14 protein-coding genes are annotated in these 15016 nt (G+C 75.1%); 3 read left to right on the forward strand and 11 right to left on the reverse strand.

From position 1 onward, the window contains the following. Nucleotides 1–11: 11 nt before the first annotated feature. Together ABWU78_RS13620 and dapE are read right to left on the reverse strand one after the other, a co-directional pair. A complete protein-coding gene (locus tag ABWU78_RS13620) occupies nucleotides 12–848 on the reverse strand; it encodes a TIGR00730 family Rossman fold protein (protein WP_047233518.1) in 837 nt (278 codons plus the stop codon). Between the two features lie 10 nt (nucleotides 849–858). Then, nucleotides 859–1986 (reverse strand): succinyl-diaminopimelate desuccinylase, encoded by a 1128-nt coding sequence (dapE, locus tag ABWU78_RS13625; RefSeq protein WP_439158693.1) that lies wholly within the window; start codon nucleotides 1984–1986, stop codon nucleotides 859–861. A gap of 36 nt (nucleotides 1987–2022) precedes the next feature. On the opposite strand from dapE, the gene dapD reads away from it, so the two are divergent. Both dapD and ABWU78_RS13635 read left to right on the forward strand, forming a co-directional pair. Then, nucleotides 2023–3015 (forward strand): 2,3,4,5-tetrahydropyridine-2,6-dicarboxylate N-succinyltransferase, encoded by a 993-nt coding sequence (gene dapD / locus ABWU78_RS13630; RefSeq protein WP_439158694.1) that lies wholly within the window; start codon nucleotides 2023–2025, stop codon nucleotides 3013–3015. Nucleotides 3016–3043: 28 nt separating this feature from the next. Further along, a complete protein-coding gene (locus tag ABWU78_RS13635) occupies nucleotides 3044–4021 on the forward strand; it encodes a hypothetical protein (RefSeq protein WP_290444909.1) in 978 nt (325 codons plus the stop codon). Between the two features lie 296 nt (nucleotides 4022–4317). Here the strand turns inward: ABWU78_RS13635 and ABWU78_RS13640 are convergent, their stop codons facing one another. The 3 genes from ABWU78_RS13640 to fdxA form a co-directional block, all read right to left on the reverse strand. Continuing rightward, nucleotides 4318–5616 (reverse strand): citrate synthase, encoded by a 1299-nt coding sequence (locus tag ABWU78_RS13640; protein WP_253051073.1) that lies wholly within the window; start codon nucleotides 5614–5616, stop codon nucleotides 4318–4320. 126 nt (nucleotides 5617–5742) lie between these two features. Beyond that, on the reverse strand, nucleotides 5743–6873 hold the full coding sequence (gene dapC / locus ABWU78_RS13645) for a succinyldiaminopimelate transaminase (protein WP_253051072.1): 1131 nt from the start codon (nucleotides 6871–6873) through the stop codon (nucleotides 5743–5745). Between the two features lie 19 nt (nucleotides 6874–6892). Beyond that, entirely contained in the window at nucleotides 6893–7210 is a 318-nt protein-coding gene (gene fdxA / locus ABWU78_RS13650; RefSeq protein ID WP_024841122.1) for a ferredoxin, read from the reverse strand. Nucleotides 7211–7364: 154 nt separating this feature from the next. Here fdxA and ABWU78_RS13655 point away from each other — a divergent pair, with 154 nt between their 5' ends. Then, nucleotides 7365–7670 carry a putative acetyltransferase gene (locus tag ABWU78_RS13655; protein ID WP_253051071.1) on the forward strand — a complete coding sequence of 102 codons (306 nt, stop codon included), beginning with the start codon at nucleotides 7365–7367 and terminating at the stop codon, nucleotides 7668–7670. Nucleotides 7671–7675: 5 nt separating this feature from the next. Here the strand turns inward: ABWU78_RS13655 and ABWU78_RS13660 are convergent, their stop codons facing one another. From ABWU78_RS13660 to ABWU78_RS13685, 6 genes are all read right to left on the reverse strand, one after another. Continuing rightward, nucleotides 7676–8671 (reverse strand): prephenate dehydrogenase, encoded by a 996-nt coding sequence (locus ABWU78_RS13660; protein WP_439158695.1) that lies wholly within the window; start codon nucleotides 8669–8671, stop codon nucleotides 7676–7678. Next, nucleotides 8668–9630: a prephenate dehydratase gene (locus ABWU78_RS13665; RefSeq protein ID WP_439158696.1), complete on the reverse strand. Its 963-nt coding sequence runs from the start codon at nucleotides 9628–9630 to the stop codon at nucleotides 8668–8670. Before ABWU78_RS13665 ends, ABWU78_RS13660 begins: the two co-directional genes overlap by 4 nt. Further along, nucleotides 9627–10538 carry a hypothetical protein gene (locus ABWU78_RS13670; RefSeq protein ID WP_439158697.1) on the reverse strand — a complete coding sequence of 304 codons (912 nt, stop codon included), beginning with the start codon at nucleotides 10536–10538 and terminating at the stop codon, nucleotides 9627–9629. Before ABWU78_RS13670 ends, ABWU78_RS13665 begins: the two co-directional genes overlap by 4 nt. 32 nt (nucleotides 10539–10570) lie before the next feature. Continuing rightward, the gene (locus ABWU78_RS13675; protein WP_439158698.1) at nucleotides 10571–13438 is read right to left on the reverse strand and encodes a VanW family protein; all 2868 of its coding nucleotides are present in this window, start codon (nucleotides 13436–13438) and stop codon (nucleotides 10571–10573) included. Nucleotides 13439–13514: 76 nt separating this feature from the next. Next, nucleotides 13515–13964: a hypothetical protein gene (locus ABWU78_RS13680; protein WP_439158699.1), complete on the reverse strand. Its 450-nt coding sequence runs from the start codon at nucleotides 13962–13964 to the stop codon at nucleotides 13515–13517. Nucleotides 13965–13974: 10 nt separating this feature from the next. Further along, nucleotides 13975–15012, reverse strand: a complete 1038-nt coding sequence (locus ABWU78_RS13685; protein WP_439158700.1) for a PIG-L family deacetylase — start codon at nucleotides 15010–15012, stop codon at nucleotides 13975–13977. Nucleotides 15013–15016: the final 4 nt, after the last annotated feature.

The following is a 15016-nucleotide window of genomic DNA, read 5'->3' on the forward strand; positions in this document are numbered from 1 at the left end:
CGCCGCGACCGTCAGCTCGCGTCGCCGGCCTGCGCCCGGGCGAGCTCCTCGGTCGCCTCGAGCTCCTCGGCGCGCAGCTCGGCGCCGCGGTCGCAGACGTACTCGACGGCCTCGGCCGGGTCGTCGCACAGGTGGACGAGGTCGAGGTCGTGCGCGCTGATCATGCCGCGTCCCGCGACCGCCGTGCGTGCCCACTCGAGCAGACCGCTCCAGTAGTCCGTGCCGACGAGCGCCACCGGGAACTCGGTGATCTTGTGCGTCTGGACGAGCGTGAGCGCCTCGAACAGCTCGTCGAACGTGCCGAAGCCCCCGGGCAGGACGACGAAGCCCTGCGCGTACTTGACGAACATCGTCTTGCGGGCGAAGAAGTAGCGGAAGTTCACGCCGAGGTTGACGTACCGGTTCATGCCCTGCTCGAACGGGAGCTCGATGCCGAGGCCGATCGAGAGCCCGCCCGCCTCGGACGCGCCCTTGTTGGCCGCCTCCATGATGCCCGGCCCGCCGCCCGTGATGACGGCGAAGCCCTCGTCGACGAGGCGACGGCCGACGTCCTCGGCGAGCGCGTAGTCCGGGTGGTCCGGCTTGGTCCGGGCCGACCCGAACACGGACACGGCCGGGCCGACCTCGGCCAGCGCGCCGAAGCCCTCGACGAACTCGCTCTGGATCCGCATCACGCGCCACGGGTCGGAGTGGACCCAGTCCGCGCTGCCCCCCGTGTCGAGGAGGCGCTGGTCCGTCGTCTGGCGCGGGATCTGGTCCCCGCGCAGCAGGACCGGCCCCTTGCGGTACCCCGTCCCCGCCTGGGGCAGGCCGTCGTCGGAACCCTGGTCACGCACCGTGTCGCTCATGGTCACGAGCCTATGCCGCGGGGGCGGCCGTGAGCCACGCACGCAGCGCGTCGCGGCACAGCGCGAGCTCGCCGACCGGGCAGCGCTCGTCGTCCTTGTGCGCGAGCAGCGGGTCGCCGGGCCCGAAGTTCACCGCCGGGACGCCCAGCTCGGCGAAGCGCGCGACGTCGGTCCAGCCGTACTTCGGCGCCGGCGCGCCGCCGGTGACGCCCAGCACCGCGGCGGCGAAGTCCGCCGCGAGCGGGTCGTCCAGCCCCGGGCGCGCGCCCGGGGCGGCGTCCGTGAGCACGACCTCGAAGCCGTCGAACAGCTCGCGCACGTGCTGCTCCGCCGCGGCGACGGTGCGCGACGGCGCGAACCGGAAGTTCACGGTGACCACGCACTCGTCCGGGATCACGTTGCCCGCGATCCCTCCGCGGATCCCCACGGCGTTCATGCCCTCGCGGTACACGAGGCCGTCGACCTCGATCTCCTGCGGCACGTACGCCGCCAGACGGTCGAGCACCTCGTGCGCGGCGTGGATCGCGTTGGAACCCGTCCACGCGCGCGCCGAGTGCGCCGTCACGCCCGGCACCCGCACGTCGACCCGCAGGGTCCCGTTGCACCCGCCCTCGAGGCCCGCCGAGGTCGGCTCGCCCAGGACGGCGAAGTCGGCCACGAGCAGGTCGGGGCGGTTCCGCGCGAGGCGCCCGAGCCCGTTGAGGTGGGACGCGACCTCCTCGTTGTCGTAGAACACCCACGTCACGTCCTGCGCCGGGGCGTCGAGCTCGGCCGCGAGCGCCAGGGCGACGGCTACCCCGCCCTTCATGTCGACGGTCCCCCGGCCCCAGACCTCCGCGCGCAGGCCCTCGCCGACGACGCGCGTCGGGAGGTTCGGCGGGTCCGTGAGCGGCACGGTGTCGAGGTGGCCCGCGACGACGACGCGCCGCTCCCGGCCGAGAGACGTCCGCGCGACGACCGTGTCGCCGTCGCGCACGACCTCCAGGTGCGGGTACGCACGCAGCGCCGCCTCGACCGCGTCCGCGAGCCCGCGCTCGTCGCCGCTCACCGACGGGGTGTCGCACACCGCGCGGAAGAGCGCGACGAGATCGCCGCGGAGGTCGAGCACGGGCGTGGTACCGGTGGTGGGAGAGGTCACGCCAGCACCCTACCGGCGGCGGATAGGGTGGGGCGCATGACTTCTGCGACCCCCGCGACCGCCCCCTCGGCGGCCGCGTCCGAGCCGCGTACGGCGTGGGGCTACGGCCTGGCGACCGTCACCGACGACGGCACGACCCTCGACGTCTGGTACCCGGCCCCGGCGCTCGGCGCCGCACCGGCGGACACGACCGTCCCCGCCTCGCTCGACGCCCTCGCCGAGCGCGACGAGCTGCGCGGCGTGGACGTGGTCGTGGTCCGGACCGAGATCGACCTCGACGCCGCCCCCGCCGACACCGCCGACGCGTACCTGCGACTCCACCTGCTCTCCCACCGCCTCCTCGCCCCGCACGGCCAGAACCTCGACGGCCTCTTCGGCGTCCTCACGAACGTCGTGTGGACCAACCACGGCGCCTGCGCCGTGGACGGCTTCGAGGAGACGCGCCTCCGCCTGCGCGCGACCGGCCAGCCGGTGACCGTGTACGGCGTGGACAAGTTCCCGCGCATGGTCGACTACGTCGTCCCCGCCGGCGTCCGCATCGCCGACGCCGACCGTGTCCGCCTCGGCGCGCACCTCGCCCCGGGCACCACCGTCATGCACGAGGGCTTCGTCAACTTCAACGCCGGGACGCTCGGCACGTCGATGGTCGAGGGTCGCATCTCGGCCGGCGTCGTCGTCGGCGACGGCTCCGACGTCGGGGGCGGCGCGTCGATCATGGGCACCCTCTCCGGGGGCGGTCGCGAGGTCATCTCCGTCGGGCAGCGCTCGCTCCTCGGCGCCAACGCGGGTCTGGGCATCCCCCTGGGCGACGACTGCGTCGTCGAGTCCGGCCTGTACGTCACCGCGGGGACCAAGGTGACCGTCGTCGGGCAGACCGACGCCACGGGCGAGCCGCTCGTCGTCAAGGCGCGCGAGCTCTCCGGTCGCTCCGGCATCCTGTTCCGCCGCAACTCGCTGACCGGTGGTGTCGAGGCCGTGTCCCGCACCGGCGCCGGCGTCGAGCTCAACGCCGCGCTGCACGCCAACTGACCCGCCGACGAGCACGACGGCGCCCCGCATGACCGCGACCCGACCATCCCGTCCCCGGGACCTCCCGGACGTCGGTCGGGCGCGCCGCCGGCGCCGCCCGCTCCGCGCCGCGGTCACCCTCCTCACGGTGGCCGCGGTCGGGGTGGGCGGCGTCGTCGTCGCCCTCAACCGGCTCGACGACGAGACGCCCGTCGCCGAGCGGTGCGCGGCCACCGCCGACGGCCGTACCTGGTACCTGTCCGTCACGCAGGCGGACAACGCCGCGCTCGTGGCGGGCACGGCCGTGCGCCGCGGCCTCCCCGCCCGCGCCGCGACGATCGGGCTCGCGACCGCGCTCCAGGAGTCCCGCCTCGTCAACATCGACTACGGCGACCGCGACTCCGTCGGCCTGTTCCAGCAGCGCCCGTCCCAGGGCTGGGGCAGCGTCGAGCAGATCATGGACCCCGTGTACTCGACCAACGCGTTCTACGACGTGCTCGAGACGGTCGAGGGCTACGAGGGCATGGAGGTCACGGTCGCCGCGCAGACCGTCCAGCGCTCCGCGTTCCCCGACGCCTACGCGCAGCACGAGCCCCGGTCGCGCGCCTGGGCCTCCGCGCTCACCGGCTGGTCCCCCACGTCCCTCACGTGCGACCTGGGCCCCGTGGCCACGACCGAGCTCCCGACCGACGGCGCCGCCACGCAGCCGTTCGAGGACCGCCTGGCCCGCGACCTCGGCGACGGCGCCCGCGTCGAGCCCTTCGACGGCGGCGACGGGAGCACGCTCAAGGTCGACGCCTCGGGTCTGCCCACCGCGGCCGAGGACGGCGGTCTCGACCGTGCGGCATGGGCCGTCGCACAGTGGGCCGTCGCCACCGCGGACGCGACGAACGTCGTCGCCGTCGAGGTCGCGGACCGCCGGTGGTCTCGCGACGACTCGACGTGGAGCCCGCTCGACCCCGACGACCTCGCCCCGCTCGACCCGGGCCGCGTCCGCGTCCACGTCGCCGTCCCCGACGAGTCCTGACGGCGCCCTGGTCGCGCGGTCGTGTGGTCGCCCCGGTACGGCGGCGACCACCGACGAACCGTACGACGACTGCCGAGCGGCGGGTGCGGCGTCGGATGCGAAGGGGCGTCAGAGCCGCGCTCCTCAGACCCACGCCTGACAGACCGAGGTGACGGCGCGGCAGCCCCGAGCACCGACGCCGTACCCGCCGCGGACCCAGCCACAGCGGGGATACCGGACGGCAGACCCGAGTGCCAGAACGACGAGACGCCGCGCCGCTCACCGGGGTGAGCGACGCGGCGTCCGGGGTGCGGGTGTCAGCGGTCGGAGACCGGGACGTAGTCGCGCTCGGTCTCGCCGACGTAGACCTGGCGCGGGCGGCCGATCTTGGTCTGCGGGTCCTTCATCATCTCGCGCCACTGCGCGATCCAGCCGGGCATGCGGCCGAGCGCGAAGAGCGGCGTGAACATCGCGGGCGAGAAGCCCATGGCCTTGTAGATGAGGCCCGTGTAGAAGTCCACGTTGGGGTAGAGCTTGCGCTCGATGAAGTAGTCGTCGTTGAGCGCGATCTCCTCGAGGCCCATGGCGATGTCGAGGAGCTGGTCCTTCTTGCCGAGGGTCGAGAGCACGGCGTCGGCGGACTTCTTCACGATGGCGGCACGCGGGTCGTAGTTCTTGTAGACCCGGTGGCCGAAGCCCATGAGGCGGACGCCGTCCTCCTTGTTCTTCACCTTCTTCATGAAGGTGTCGACGTCGTACTCCGCGCCCGCGATCTTGTCGAGCATCGTGAGCACCGACTCGTTGGCCCCACCGTGCAGCGGGCCGGAGAGCGCGTTGACGCCCGCGGCGACGGACGCGTAGAGGTTCGCGTGCGAGGACCCGACGACGCGGACGGTCGACGTCGAGCAGTTCTGCTCGTGGTCGGCGTGCAGGATGAGCAGCTTGTCGAGGGCGTCGACGACGACCGGGTCCGCCTCGTACTGCTGGTACGGCGTCGCGAACGTCATGCGCAGGAAGTCGTCGACGTAGCCGCGCGAGTAGTCCGGGTAGAGCAGCGGCTCGCCGACGCGGCGGCGGTGCAGGTAGGACGTGATGGTGCGGGACTTCGCGAGGAGCAGGACCGTCGCGAGCTCGACCGTCTCGTCGTCGAAGGGGTCGAGCGACTCGGGGTAGAACGTCGACAACGCGTTGATCGCGGACGAGAGCACGGCCATCGGGTGGGCGTCGCGGGGGAACGTCCCCATGAAGGTGCGGAAGTCCTCGTGCACCAGCGTGTGGCGGTTCACGCGCTCGACGAACGCCTCGAGCGTCGGGGTGTCGGGGAGCTCGCCGTGGATGAGCAGGTACGCGACCTCGAGGAAGGTCGACTGCTCCGCGAGCTGCTCGATGGGGTACCCGCGGTACCGCAGGATGCCGGCGTCACCGTCGATGTAGGTGATGCTCGACTCGCACGACGCCGTGTTCATGAAGCCCGGGTCCACCGTCACGAGGCCGGTCGACTTGAGCAAGGAGGACACGACGATGCCGTCGTTGCCCTCGGTCGCCGCGACCACGGGCAGGTCCTGCGCCTGGTCGTCGACGAGGAGGCGGACCTTCGCCTGCTGAGTGGTGGTCATGGTTCCCTTCCTGCTGCTGCTCGCGCCGTTGCCGCGCGGTCGACCGTACCCCGCTTCACCCGCACGTGACCAATCCTGAACCGTCACGAGAACACCACGCCTCTGTGAGGCAGGTCACGTCAGAGTTCAGGCTCCGGAGAGTCGAGCGGCGGCCTCGTGGACGCGCTCGTCGGTCGCGGTGAGCGCGACGCGCACGTGGCCCGCGCCCTCCGGTCCGTAGAACGCTCCCGGCCCGACGAGTATGCCGAGATCGGCGAGGTCGGACACGGTCCGCCAGCAGTCGCCCGCGCGGTCACCGGCCGGCCTCGACCAGAGGTAGAGGCCCGCCTCGGAGTGGTCGACCTGCAGCCCGGCGTCGCCGAGCGCCCCGACGAGCACCTCGCGGCGCCGCGCGTACACGTCGCGCTGCGCGGCGACGTGGGCGTCGTCGGACAGCGCGGCCACCATCGCCGCCTGGACGGGCGCGGGGACGATCATCCCGAGGTGCTTGCGGGTGCCGAGCAGGTCCGCCACGAGGGCCGGGTCGCCGGCGACGAACGCGCCGCGGTAGCCGGCCATGCTCGACTGCTTCGAGAGCGAGTAGGCGACGAGGAGCCCCTCGTGCGAGCCCCCCGCGACGGCTGGGTCGAGCAGGCTCGGCACGCCCCGCGACGCGTACGGCTCGACCCAGGCGAGCTCGGCGTAGCACTCGTCGCTCGCCACGACCGCACCGATCTCGCGGGCCGCCGCGACGACGCGCGCGAGGTGGGCGGCGTCGAGCACGCGGCCGGTCGGGTTGCTCGGGGAGTTCACCCACACCAGCCGGACGTCGGCCCGCCCCGCCCACTCGTCGACGTCGTCGGTCGCGAGCGGCGTCGCGCCGGCGAGGCGCGCGCCCACGTCGTACGTGGGGTAGGCGGTGCGCGGGTGCACGACGACGTCGCCCGGCCCGAGACGCAGGAGCGCGGGCAGGAGCCCGACGAGCTCCTTGCTGCCGACCGTGGGGAGCACGGCGTCCGGGTCGAGGCCCGGCACGCCGCGTCGCCGCGCGAACCATGCGGCGACCGCCTCGCGCAGCGCCGGCGTGCCGTGGGTCGTCGGGTAGCCGTGCGCGTCCGAGGCGGCGGCGAGGGCGTCGCGCACGACGGCCGGCGTCGGGTCGACGGGCGTCCCGATCGAGAGGTCGACGACGCCGCGCGGGTGCGCGCGGGCGCGCTCGACGTAGGGGGTCAGCGTGTCCCAGGGATAGGCGAGACCGGAGAGGTCGGCGAGTCCCACGTGCGGCGGTGCCGGGTGCTCAGGCCTGCGGCGGCAGGGCGGCGATCATCGGGTCGTCCTTCTCGATGAGACCCATCTTCGCGGCGCCGCCGGGCGAGCCGAGGTCGTCGAAGAACTCGACGTTGGCGCGGTAGTAGTCGCTCCACTCCGTCGGGACGTCGTCCTCGTAGTAGATCGCCTCGACCGGGCAGACCGGCTCGCAGGCACCGCAGTCCACGCACTCGTCCGGGTGGATGTACAGCGACCGCTTGCCCTCGTAGATGCAGTCGACAGGACACTCCTCGATGCACGCCTTGTCCTTGACGTCCACGCACGGCTGAGCGATCACGTAAGTCACGACCGAGTACCTTTCTGGATTCGTCCGGACCCCGACCCGGCGAGGGGCGAGGTCACGACAGGGAGACGCAGGACTAGTATCGCTCAGGTCGGACCGTGCCCGACCCTCCCTGACCAGCCCGTGGACGAACGTCACAGACCCGAGGAGCGCTCCCGTGCCCGACGACGCGCCCTGGACGACGTGGGCGCCGGGCACCCGGGTGGTCGTGCGCCGTCGCCTCGCCCCCGACGAGGCCGCCGCGGCGGGCAAGCCGCTCACGGACGTGATCGGCGTGGTCGTCCGGACCACCCCCACGGAGCTGGTCCTGCGCGAGGACGCGGGCGGGAGCGCCGCCCCGCCGCACCGCGGTCACGGGACGCACGACGACGTCCCGCCCCTGGTGACGGTCCCGCTCGACGCGATCGTGGCGGGCAAGCCGGTGCCGCCCCGTCCCCCGCGGCGCCCGGCGTCCCCGAGATAGCGCCGTCAGGCGACGACGACCGCGTCGTCCGCGACGTCCACGACGACCGCGCCCCGGGCGCCGGCGTCGCTCAGCGCCGTGCGCCACTCCCCCGCCTCGTCGAGGTCGATCCGCCGCCGCTCCCCGCTGCCCGGCGCGGGGGCAGGACCGCGGACCGGCTCGGGCCGGTCGAAGAACTCCCCCACGGGCGCGTTGGACTCGAGCGCCGCGACGAGCTGCTCGAGGTCGCGCACGACCACGCGCAGGGCGGACGCGACCCAGGCGGCGTTGTCCGTGACCATCGCCTCGGTGCGCCGCGGGTCGGTGCGCCCCACCCGCGTCGCGTCCCGGAAGCTGCCCGCGGCGAGCCCGAGCGCGACGTCCCGCACGGGCGCGTCGGCGACGACGCCGAGGAGCTCCGTGGCGAGGACGTGCGGGACGTGGCTGACGAGCGCCGTCGACTCGTCGTGGACCTCGTCGGTGAGGACGTGGACGGTCCCGCCCAGCGGTCCGGTCACGAGCCGGAGCAGCGTCACGAGAGCCTCGCGCCGCGTCGTCCCGTCGACCGTGACGGCCCAGCGTGCGCCGTCGAGCATCGCCGGGTCCGACGCCGCGAACCCCGAGTGCTCCGTACCGGCCATCGGGTGCGCCCCGACGTAGCGCGCGTCGAGACCCGCCGAGCGGACGGCGTCGCGCACCGCGCCCTTGACGCTCCCGACGTCGGTGACGACGGTCGCGCCGCGCACGTGCCGCGCGACCTCGGCCGCGACGGACCGCATGGCCCGCAGCGGGACCGCGAGCACGAGGACGTCGGGCTCCGCCGCGCACACGTCGGCCACGTCGCCGACGACCCGGAGGCCCGCGGCGCGGGCCGCGGCGCGCGTGGTGGCCGTCGTGTCGTGGGCGGTCACGTCGACGCCCTGCTCGTGCAGGAGCCGCGCGACCGAGCCGCCGACCAGCCCGAGCCCGACGACCCCGACCCGCAGCCCGGTGCCCGCCGCCAGCGCGGCGTCGACCGTCACCACAGCAGCCCCGCCGCGAGCGCGGACGGGTCCACCGAGGCATCCACGCTGCCCACCGGGACGTGCGCGACGTCGACGTCGGCGTGCACCGACTCGTCCAGCTCGCCGCGCGCGGGCACGACCCCGAGCGTCTTGAGCGAGTCGCCCGCGCGGACCAGGTCGTCGAGCACGGCGCGGACCGGCGCGTCCCACGGGGCGCCGTCGACGGTCAGGACGAACACGTACGTGCCGGCCACCGCCTTGAGCGGTCGCGTGATGAGACTCGACAGGTTGACGCCGCGCTCGCCGAACGACCGTGTGATCCGGGCGAGCACGCCCGGCCCCGTGACGACCGGGGTCACCGCGAGCATGGTGCGCCACGGCCCGTCCCCGCGCGTGCGCGCGCCCTCCAGCGTCGCCGACGCCTCCGCCCGCGGGGCGAGCACGAGGAAGCGCGTCCGGGCACCGGCGAAGTCCTCGACCGCGCGCTCGAACGTCTCCAGCCCGTAGAGCTCGCCGCAGATCGTCGGCCCGAGCGCGACCTGGTGCGGCCCGGCGTCCCGGCACGCCGCCGCGTTCGACGACGCGGCGAGCGGGGCGAGGCCCGTCCGGCGGACGAACTCCTGGCACTGCGCGAGGCCGTGCGGGTGGGCGGTGACCTCCGTCAGCTCGCCGTGGCCGGGCCGCACGAACGCGTCGAACGAGATGTCGAGCACGACCTCGTCGACCGCGACGACCGTCGCGCTCCCGACGATCGCGTCGAGCGACGGGACCACGTAGCCCTCGACGGTGTTCTCGATCGCCACGACCCCGCGCGCGAGGTCTCCCGCGGCGACCCCGGCGAACACGTCCGCCACCGTCGTGCGCGCCGCGAGGCGGGCCGACCGGTACGCCGGGTCGTCCCCGCGGTCGGCGCACCACGCGGCGGCCGCCTGGTGCGTGAACGACCCCTCCGGGCCGAGGTAGCCGACGACGCTCACGCGCGCACGGCGTCCGGCGCCGACGCCGACGCCCAGCGCGGCGCGAGCGCGTCCGGGCCGGGCACGAACTCCTGCCCGGGCAGGACGGCGAGCAGGCGGTGCGCGACGCCGCGCTCCGCGAACCCGGCGACGAGGGCGTCCAGCGTCGCCGCGTCCGGGCAGGAGAACGCGCAGAAGAAGATGTGCGTCCCGGTCTGCGAACGGTGGCTGCGCAGGTGCTGGAGGTCGATGCCGGCCCGGGCGACGAGCCCGAGCGTCTGCTGCAACGAGCCGCGGTGGTCGTCCCGGGGCCCGAACGCGAGCCAGACCTGCGCCACGCCGTCGACCCGCGGCACCACGTCCCGGCTCTCCAGGAGCCCGTACCAGACGGGCGCACCCTCCCCGAGGACCTCGCTCCCGGAGAGCTCCGTGTACCCGAGCGCGGCGAGCGGGCCCGCCGCCACGGAGCGCTCCACGACGAGGCTGCCGTCCGGGCCGGCGAGCGCGACGCGCTCCTCCAGGCTCGTCCGCGTCGGGACGAGGGACGGGCTCACGCCCATCGTGCGCAGCACGTGGCGGCGGTCGCGCATGCCCGCCTCGTCCACGACGACGTGCCCCGTCAGGTCCCGCGCGGAGGCCGAGCGCCCCACCCAGACCCACTGCGCGGGCACGGCCGACGCACCCGTGAGCACGAGCGAGGGCGGCGCGGCGAGCAGCGCCCGCTCGAGCTCGTGCGACGGCTGCGCGGGGTGCCCCAGGTGCACGACGGCCGACAGCCCGTCGATGCTCGCGACGGTCGACAGCGTCGCCGTCGTCGACCCGAGGTCGAGCAGCGCGTCCGCCTCGGCTGGGTCGCCGGCGACCCAGCCTGCCGCCGTGGCCGCGAGCAGCGCCTGCGCGCCCGACTCCCGTTCGCTGCGTCCGAGCATGGGACCTCCGTGTGTGTGGTGGACCGGGTCGTCTACTCGCAGACGACCGCGTTGTCCGGCTTGTACGTCCACCGGTAGGACTCGTCCTTGACGAGCTCCCCCTCGTGGTAGACCTTGCGGTAGTTCGTGATGGAGAAGCCCGGGCTGCCCGCGGGCGTCGGCGCGCAGTCCGCGCCCGAGTGCGTGACCGTCGTCGGCTGGACCACGTTCGTCTTGCCGCTCGACGACGTCTCCACGTCGTAGTACTTGGTGCTCCAGATCGCGACGTGCAGCTCGCCGCCGCCGACCCACGACTGCATGAGGACGCCGTACGGCGTGTCGTTCTTGAACTTCATGTCGATCGAGCCGACGAAGATCGTCGCCTCGCGCCCCGCGGGGTACCGGTCGAACCAGTAGCTGTGCGGCCGGTGCTCGACGTCCTCGAGCCCCGCGAAGAAGCCCGCGTTGTACGTGGTCGTCGCCATCTGGGACAGCCCGCCGCCGACGCCCTCGGTGTGCCTCCCGCTCTCGACGATGCCGGCGGCGAAGTAGCCGCCCTCGAGCGTGATCGGCGACAGCGTGTCGACGAGCGAGAACGTCTCGCCCGGCTTGACGAGGGTCCCCGTCACCTTCTCCGCCCCGCGGCGCAGGTTCGCGGTGCGGACCGGGACGTTGGGCACCGGGGTCGAGAACTCCGAGACCTTCTCCGTGATCCCGAGGGCTTCGAGCGCGGCGACCGACTGCGCCGGGTCGGACTCCACGAGCTCGACGGTCGCGGTCCGCTCGTTACCGGAGGCCGCCGTCGTGACGGCCGTCGCGATGGCCGCGGGGTCGATCGTCGTGCCCGGCTCCCCGCCCTCGATCACGGGGACGCCGTCCTGGAAGACGAAGTGGGCGTCGTCCGCGGCGGTGAGCAGGTCGTTCGTCCGGTCCACCACCGACTGGACGAGCAGAGCCCCGTCGAAGGTCAGGGTGAGCACGCCGTCGGCAGCCTGGAAGGACGCGGCGGCCGCGAGCGCCTCCGGCGGCAGCTCGGGGTTCTGGCCGCCGACGGACACGACGACGGGCGCGGAGACGACCTTCTGCGCCTGCGCGAGCGCGGCGTCGGTCTCCTCCTGCGTGATCGCGGGCTCCACGGGTTCGGTCGGCAGCGCGACCGGGCCGTCCGTGACGAGCCAGCTCCCGGTGATGACGGCCGGGACCTCGTCGGTCACGAGGGCCGAGCCGTCGGCCGCCGGGGTGCTCGTCGGCGCGCCGTCCACGAACTGCACCGTGCCGTCGACCGGCTCGATCTCGAGGCTCCCCCGCAGCGCCTCGACCTGGGCGTCGAGCGCCGCCTCGTCGACCGCGAGGACCGGCGCCTCGTCCTGGCCGCCGAAGAGGTGCTGCCAGAGCCTGGCGGGGCTCATCGAGAACGCCGTGAGCTCCTCGGCGGTGGCCGCGGCGTCGAAGGTCAGCCCGGCGGCGGCCGGGTCGAGGGTCGTGCTCGCCTCGCCCGCCGTGAGCGTGACCGGCTCGGCCGCGCGCGGCCCGAGCTCGGCCTCGAGCGTGTCCTGCGCCGCCGTCCGGGTCTGTCCCCCGACGTCCACGCCGGCGACGCTCGTCCCGCTCGGGACCTTGTCCGAGAAGAACCACTGCGCACCGGTGTAGAGGCCGCCGAGGACGAGCACCCCGACGCCGGTCCACAGCAGCCCGCGCACCCAGCCGCGCCGCGGCGCCTCCTCCTCGAAGCCGTCGAAGGGCGAGGTCTCCCGCGACTCGTCGGGCGGGACGGGGCCGAAGGCGCTGCCCAGGCCCGCCGCCGGGGCGGCCGCGGGGGTCGCCGTCGGGGCCGCCGCGGCCTCCGTGGCAGCCTGCGGGGCCGGACGGACGGACGTGCGGACGACGGGGGCCGGCCGCGACCACGGGTCGACGGGCGGGATCACCTGCGTGGCGTCGGCCGCCGACGTCGGCTCCGCGGCGCCGGGTGCGGGCGAGACGGGCGCCTGCGGCGGCACGACGGGCACGACGGCCGTCGGGTCGGCGTCGGGCTCGTCCGCCGCGGCTCGGCCCACCGCCTCCGGCGTCGCAGCGGGCGGGTCGACAGGAGCGACGGACGGGTCACCCGTCACCGCGGCGGGCTGCGCGTCGGAGCCGGGCGGGGGGACGAGCACGGCCGGGACGTCGGGGTCGAACGCGAACACGCGCGGGACGTACGGCTCGTCCTCGTCGTCGGCCTGCGCGGACGCGGCGACGCCCTCGGTGGCGGTCGGCGCATCCGGTCCCGGTGCGGAGGCGGGTGCGGGTACGTCGGCCGGCCCCTCGACCGTCGCGGCGTCGTCGGTCGTCGCGGCGTCGTCGGTCGTCGCGCCCGCCTCGGCGCTGCCGTCCCCGGCCGGGTCGCCCTCGGGGTCCGTGGCCACCGCCGACACGTCCTCGCCCGCGGGCGGCGCCTCGGCCGTCGGTCGCTCCGCGACCTCGGGCTCGGTCGGCTCGGCGGGCTCCGTCACGGGCGCGACAAGTCCGACGGGCTCGGCCGGTCCGACGGGATCCGTCACCGCCTCGTCGGTGCCGTGCCCGGGGGTCTCGTCCGCCACGGCGTCCGGCTCCCCGACCGGGTCGGTGGGAGTCTCCGCCGCCTGGTCCTCCGCGGCCGCCGTCACCGGCTCCGTGGGGTCCTCGACCGGGCCGGCCGGTGCCGCAGGCGCGTCGCCCCGCTCCGGCGCCGTGGACACCTCGTCCTGCGCGCCGGGCACCGCCTCGTCGACCGTCTCGGCGCCGCGGACCGCGTCGTCCTCGCGCTCCGCCACGTCGTCGAGCGTCGCGGGCGCGTCGTCACCGGTCTGACCGACGGGCGCGCGCTCCTCACCGGACGCAGCGGGCTCGGGCACGGCGTCCTGCGGGGAGTCGAGTTCGGCGTCTCGGTCGGTCGGCTGACCCATCCACTGTCTCCGTGACGAAAGGCGCGCGGTCGAGCGCGCGACGACGAGGGGTGTGCGGGGACCCGCACCGCGAATTCTAGCGGGACGCGAGGGGGTCCTCGGGTCCGTCGTGCCTGGTGGGACGCCCGTGCAGCGCCGGGCGGACGGGGCGGTCGCTGAACCACGAGCGCGGCAGGAAGGCGACCGCCGCGACCACGAGGAGACCCCCGTAGATCCACACGTACCCGACGGGCTCGCTCGGCACGAGGACGTCGCCGCCCGGCCCTTCGAGCGAGAGGAGCTGGACGACGACGACCCATCCGATGCCGTAGCCCAGCAGGCCGGCCATGCCGCCCCAGGCGCGCGCGAGGGTCCCCGCCGCGAGCACGGTCAGCAGGGCGAGGACGATGCCCAGCCCGACGCCTCCGGGGAGGTCCACGCCGAGCAGGTGCGACCGGTGCGCGACGGTGCCGACGAGCCCGACGAGCACGCCGACGAGCGCGCTCGCCACCCCGCGGCCGATGAGCCGCCCCATACCGGTCTCCACGGGCCCCAGGCTAACGCGTGGGCTCGCGCCGGACCTGGCCGCGCGGGAGAGCGCCGCCGGAGGGAGCGTAGAACTCGTGTGAAGGAACGGGCGCCAGCACGTCGTTGCTGAGGGCGTACCAGCCCAGGATGCCCGTGGGCTCCTCCTCCGCGGTGGACCCCGCGGTCGCGGCGGCGGTCACGTGCTGCACCTGCGTCGCGTGCGCGCGCATCGCCACGAGGAGCTCGTCGAGGACGGGTGCCACGGGCACCGCCACGAGCGGGGGCAGCGAGGCGTCGGGGCGCGCGACGGGCGGCAGGGCCTCGTCCGGGCCAGGCAGGGTGAGGCCCGCGCCCACGGCGAGGAGCGCGCGGACCGCGGGCTGCGCGGCGAGCGCCCGCCGCGCCGCGCGCACCGTGCTCTCGGGGGCGACGGCGAGCCACAGCGCCGGGACGGGATCGCCGGCGGTCTCGAGCAGCTCCAGCGCCCGGACCGTCACGTCGTGCGCGCGCACGTGGTCGGGGTGCCCGTAGCCGCCGCCGGGCTCGTACGTCGCGACGACCGCGGGACGGCGGTCGCGCACGACGGCGGCCAGCCGGGCGGCCGCCTCGTCGAGCGGAACGCCGACGAACGCGCGGGGCGGGAGCTGCTCCGTGGCGACCCCGCTCGCAACACCGGGCGCGACCCACGCCATGCCGGAGTCCTCGAACCGGGGGCGGGCTCCGCCGTCGGGCACCGCACCCGCCGTCGGCGGCGCGACCGTGTCGAGGAAGACGTGGTCCGTGACGCCGAGGGCGCCGAGCGCGCGGGCGAGCTCGCCCTCGCGGTGCGCCGCGAGGGCGGGGCCGTCGCCCTCCAGGTGCCCGACGCCGGTCGGGTGCGCCGGGGTGTCGATCACCTCGCCCCGCTCGCCGCGCGTGCACGTCACCACGGTGACCGGCTGCGCGGCGCGCGCCCACGTCGCGAGGAGCGCGCCCGTGGCGAGCGTCTCGTCGTCGGGGTGGGCGTGCACGGCCAGCAGGCCGCCGTCGGGCACGACGGCGGCCTGCGGGACCGGGGGGACGGTCACCCGT

The organism is Cellulosimicrobium sp. CpK407 (genome assembly GCF_051844275.1).
GTDB classification, from domain to species: Bacteria; Actinomycetota; Actinomycetes; order Actinomycetales; family Cellulomonadaceae; genus Cellulosimicrobium; species Cellulosimicrobium cellulans_G.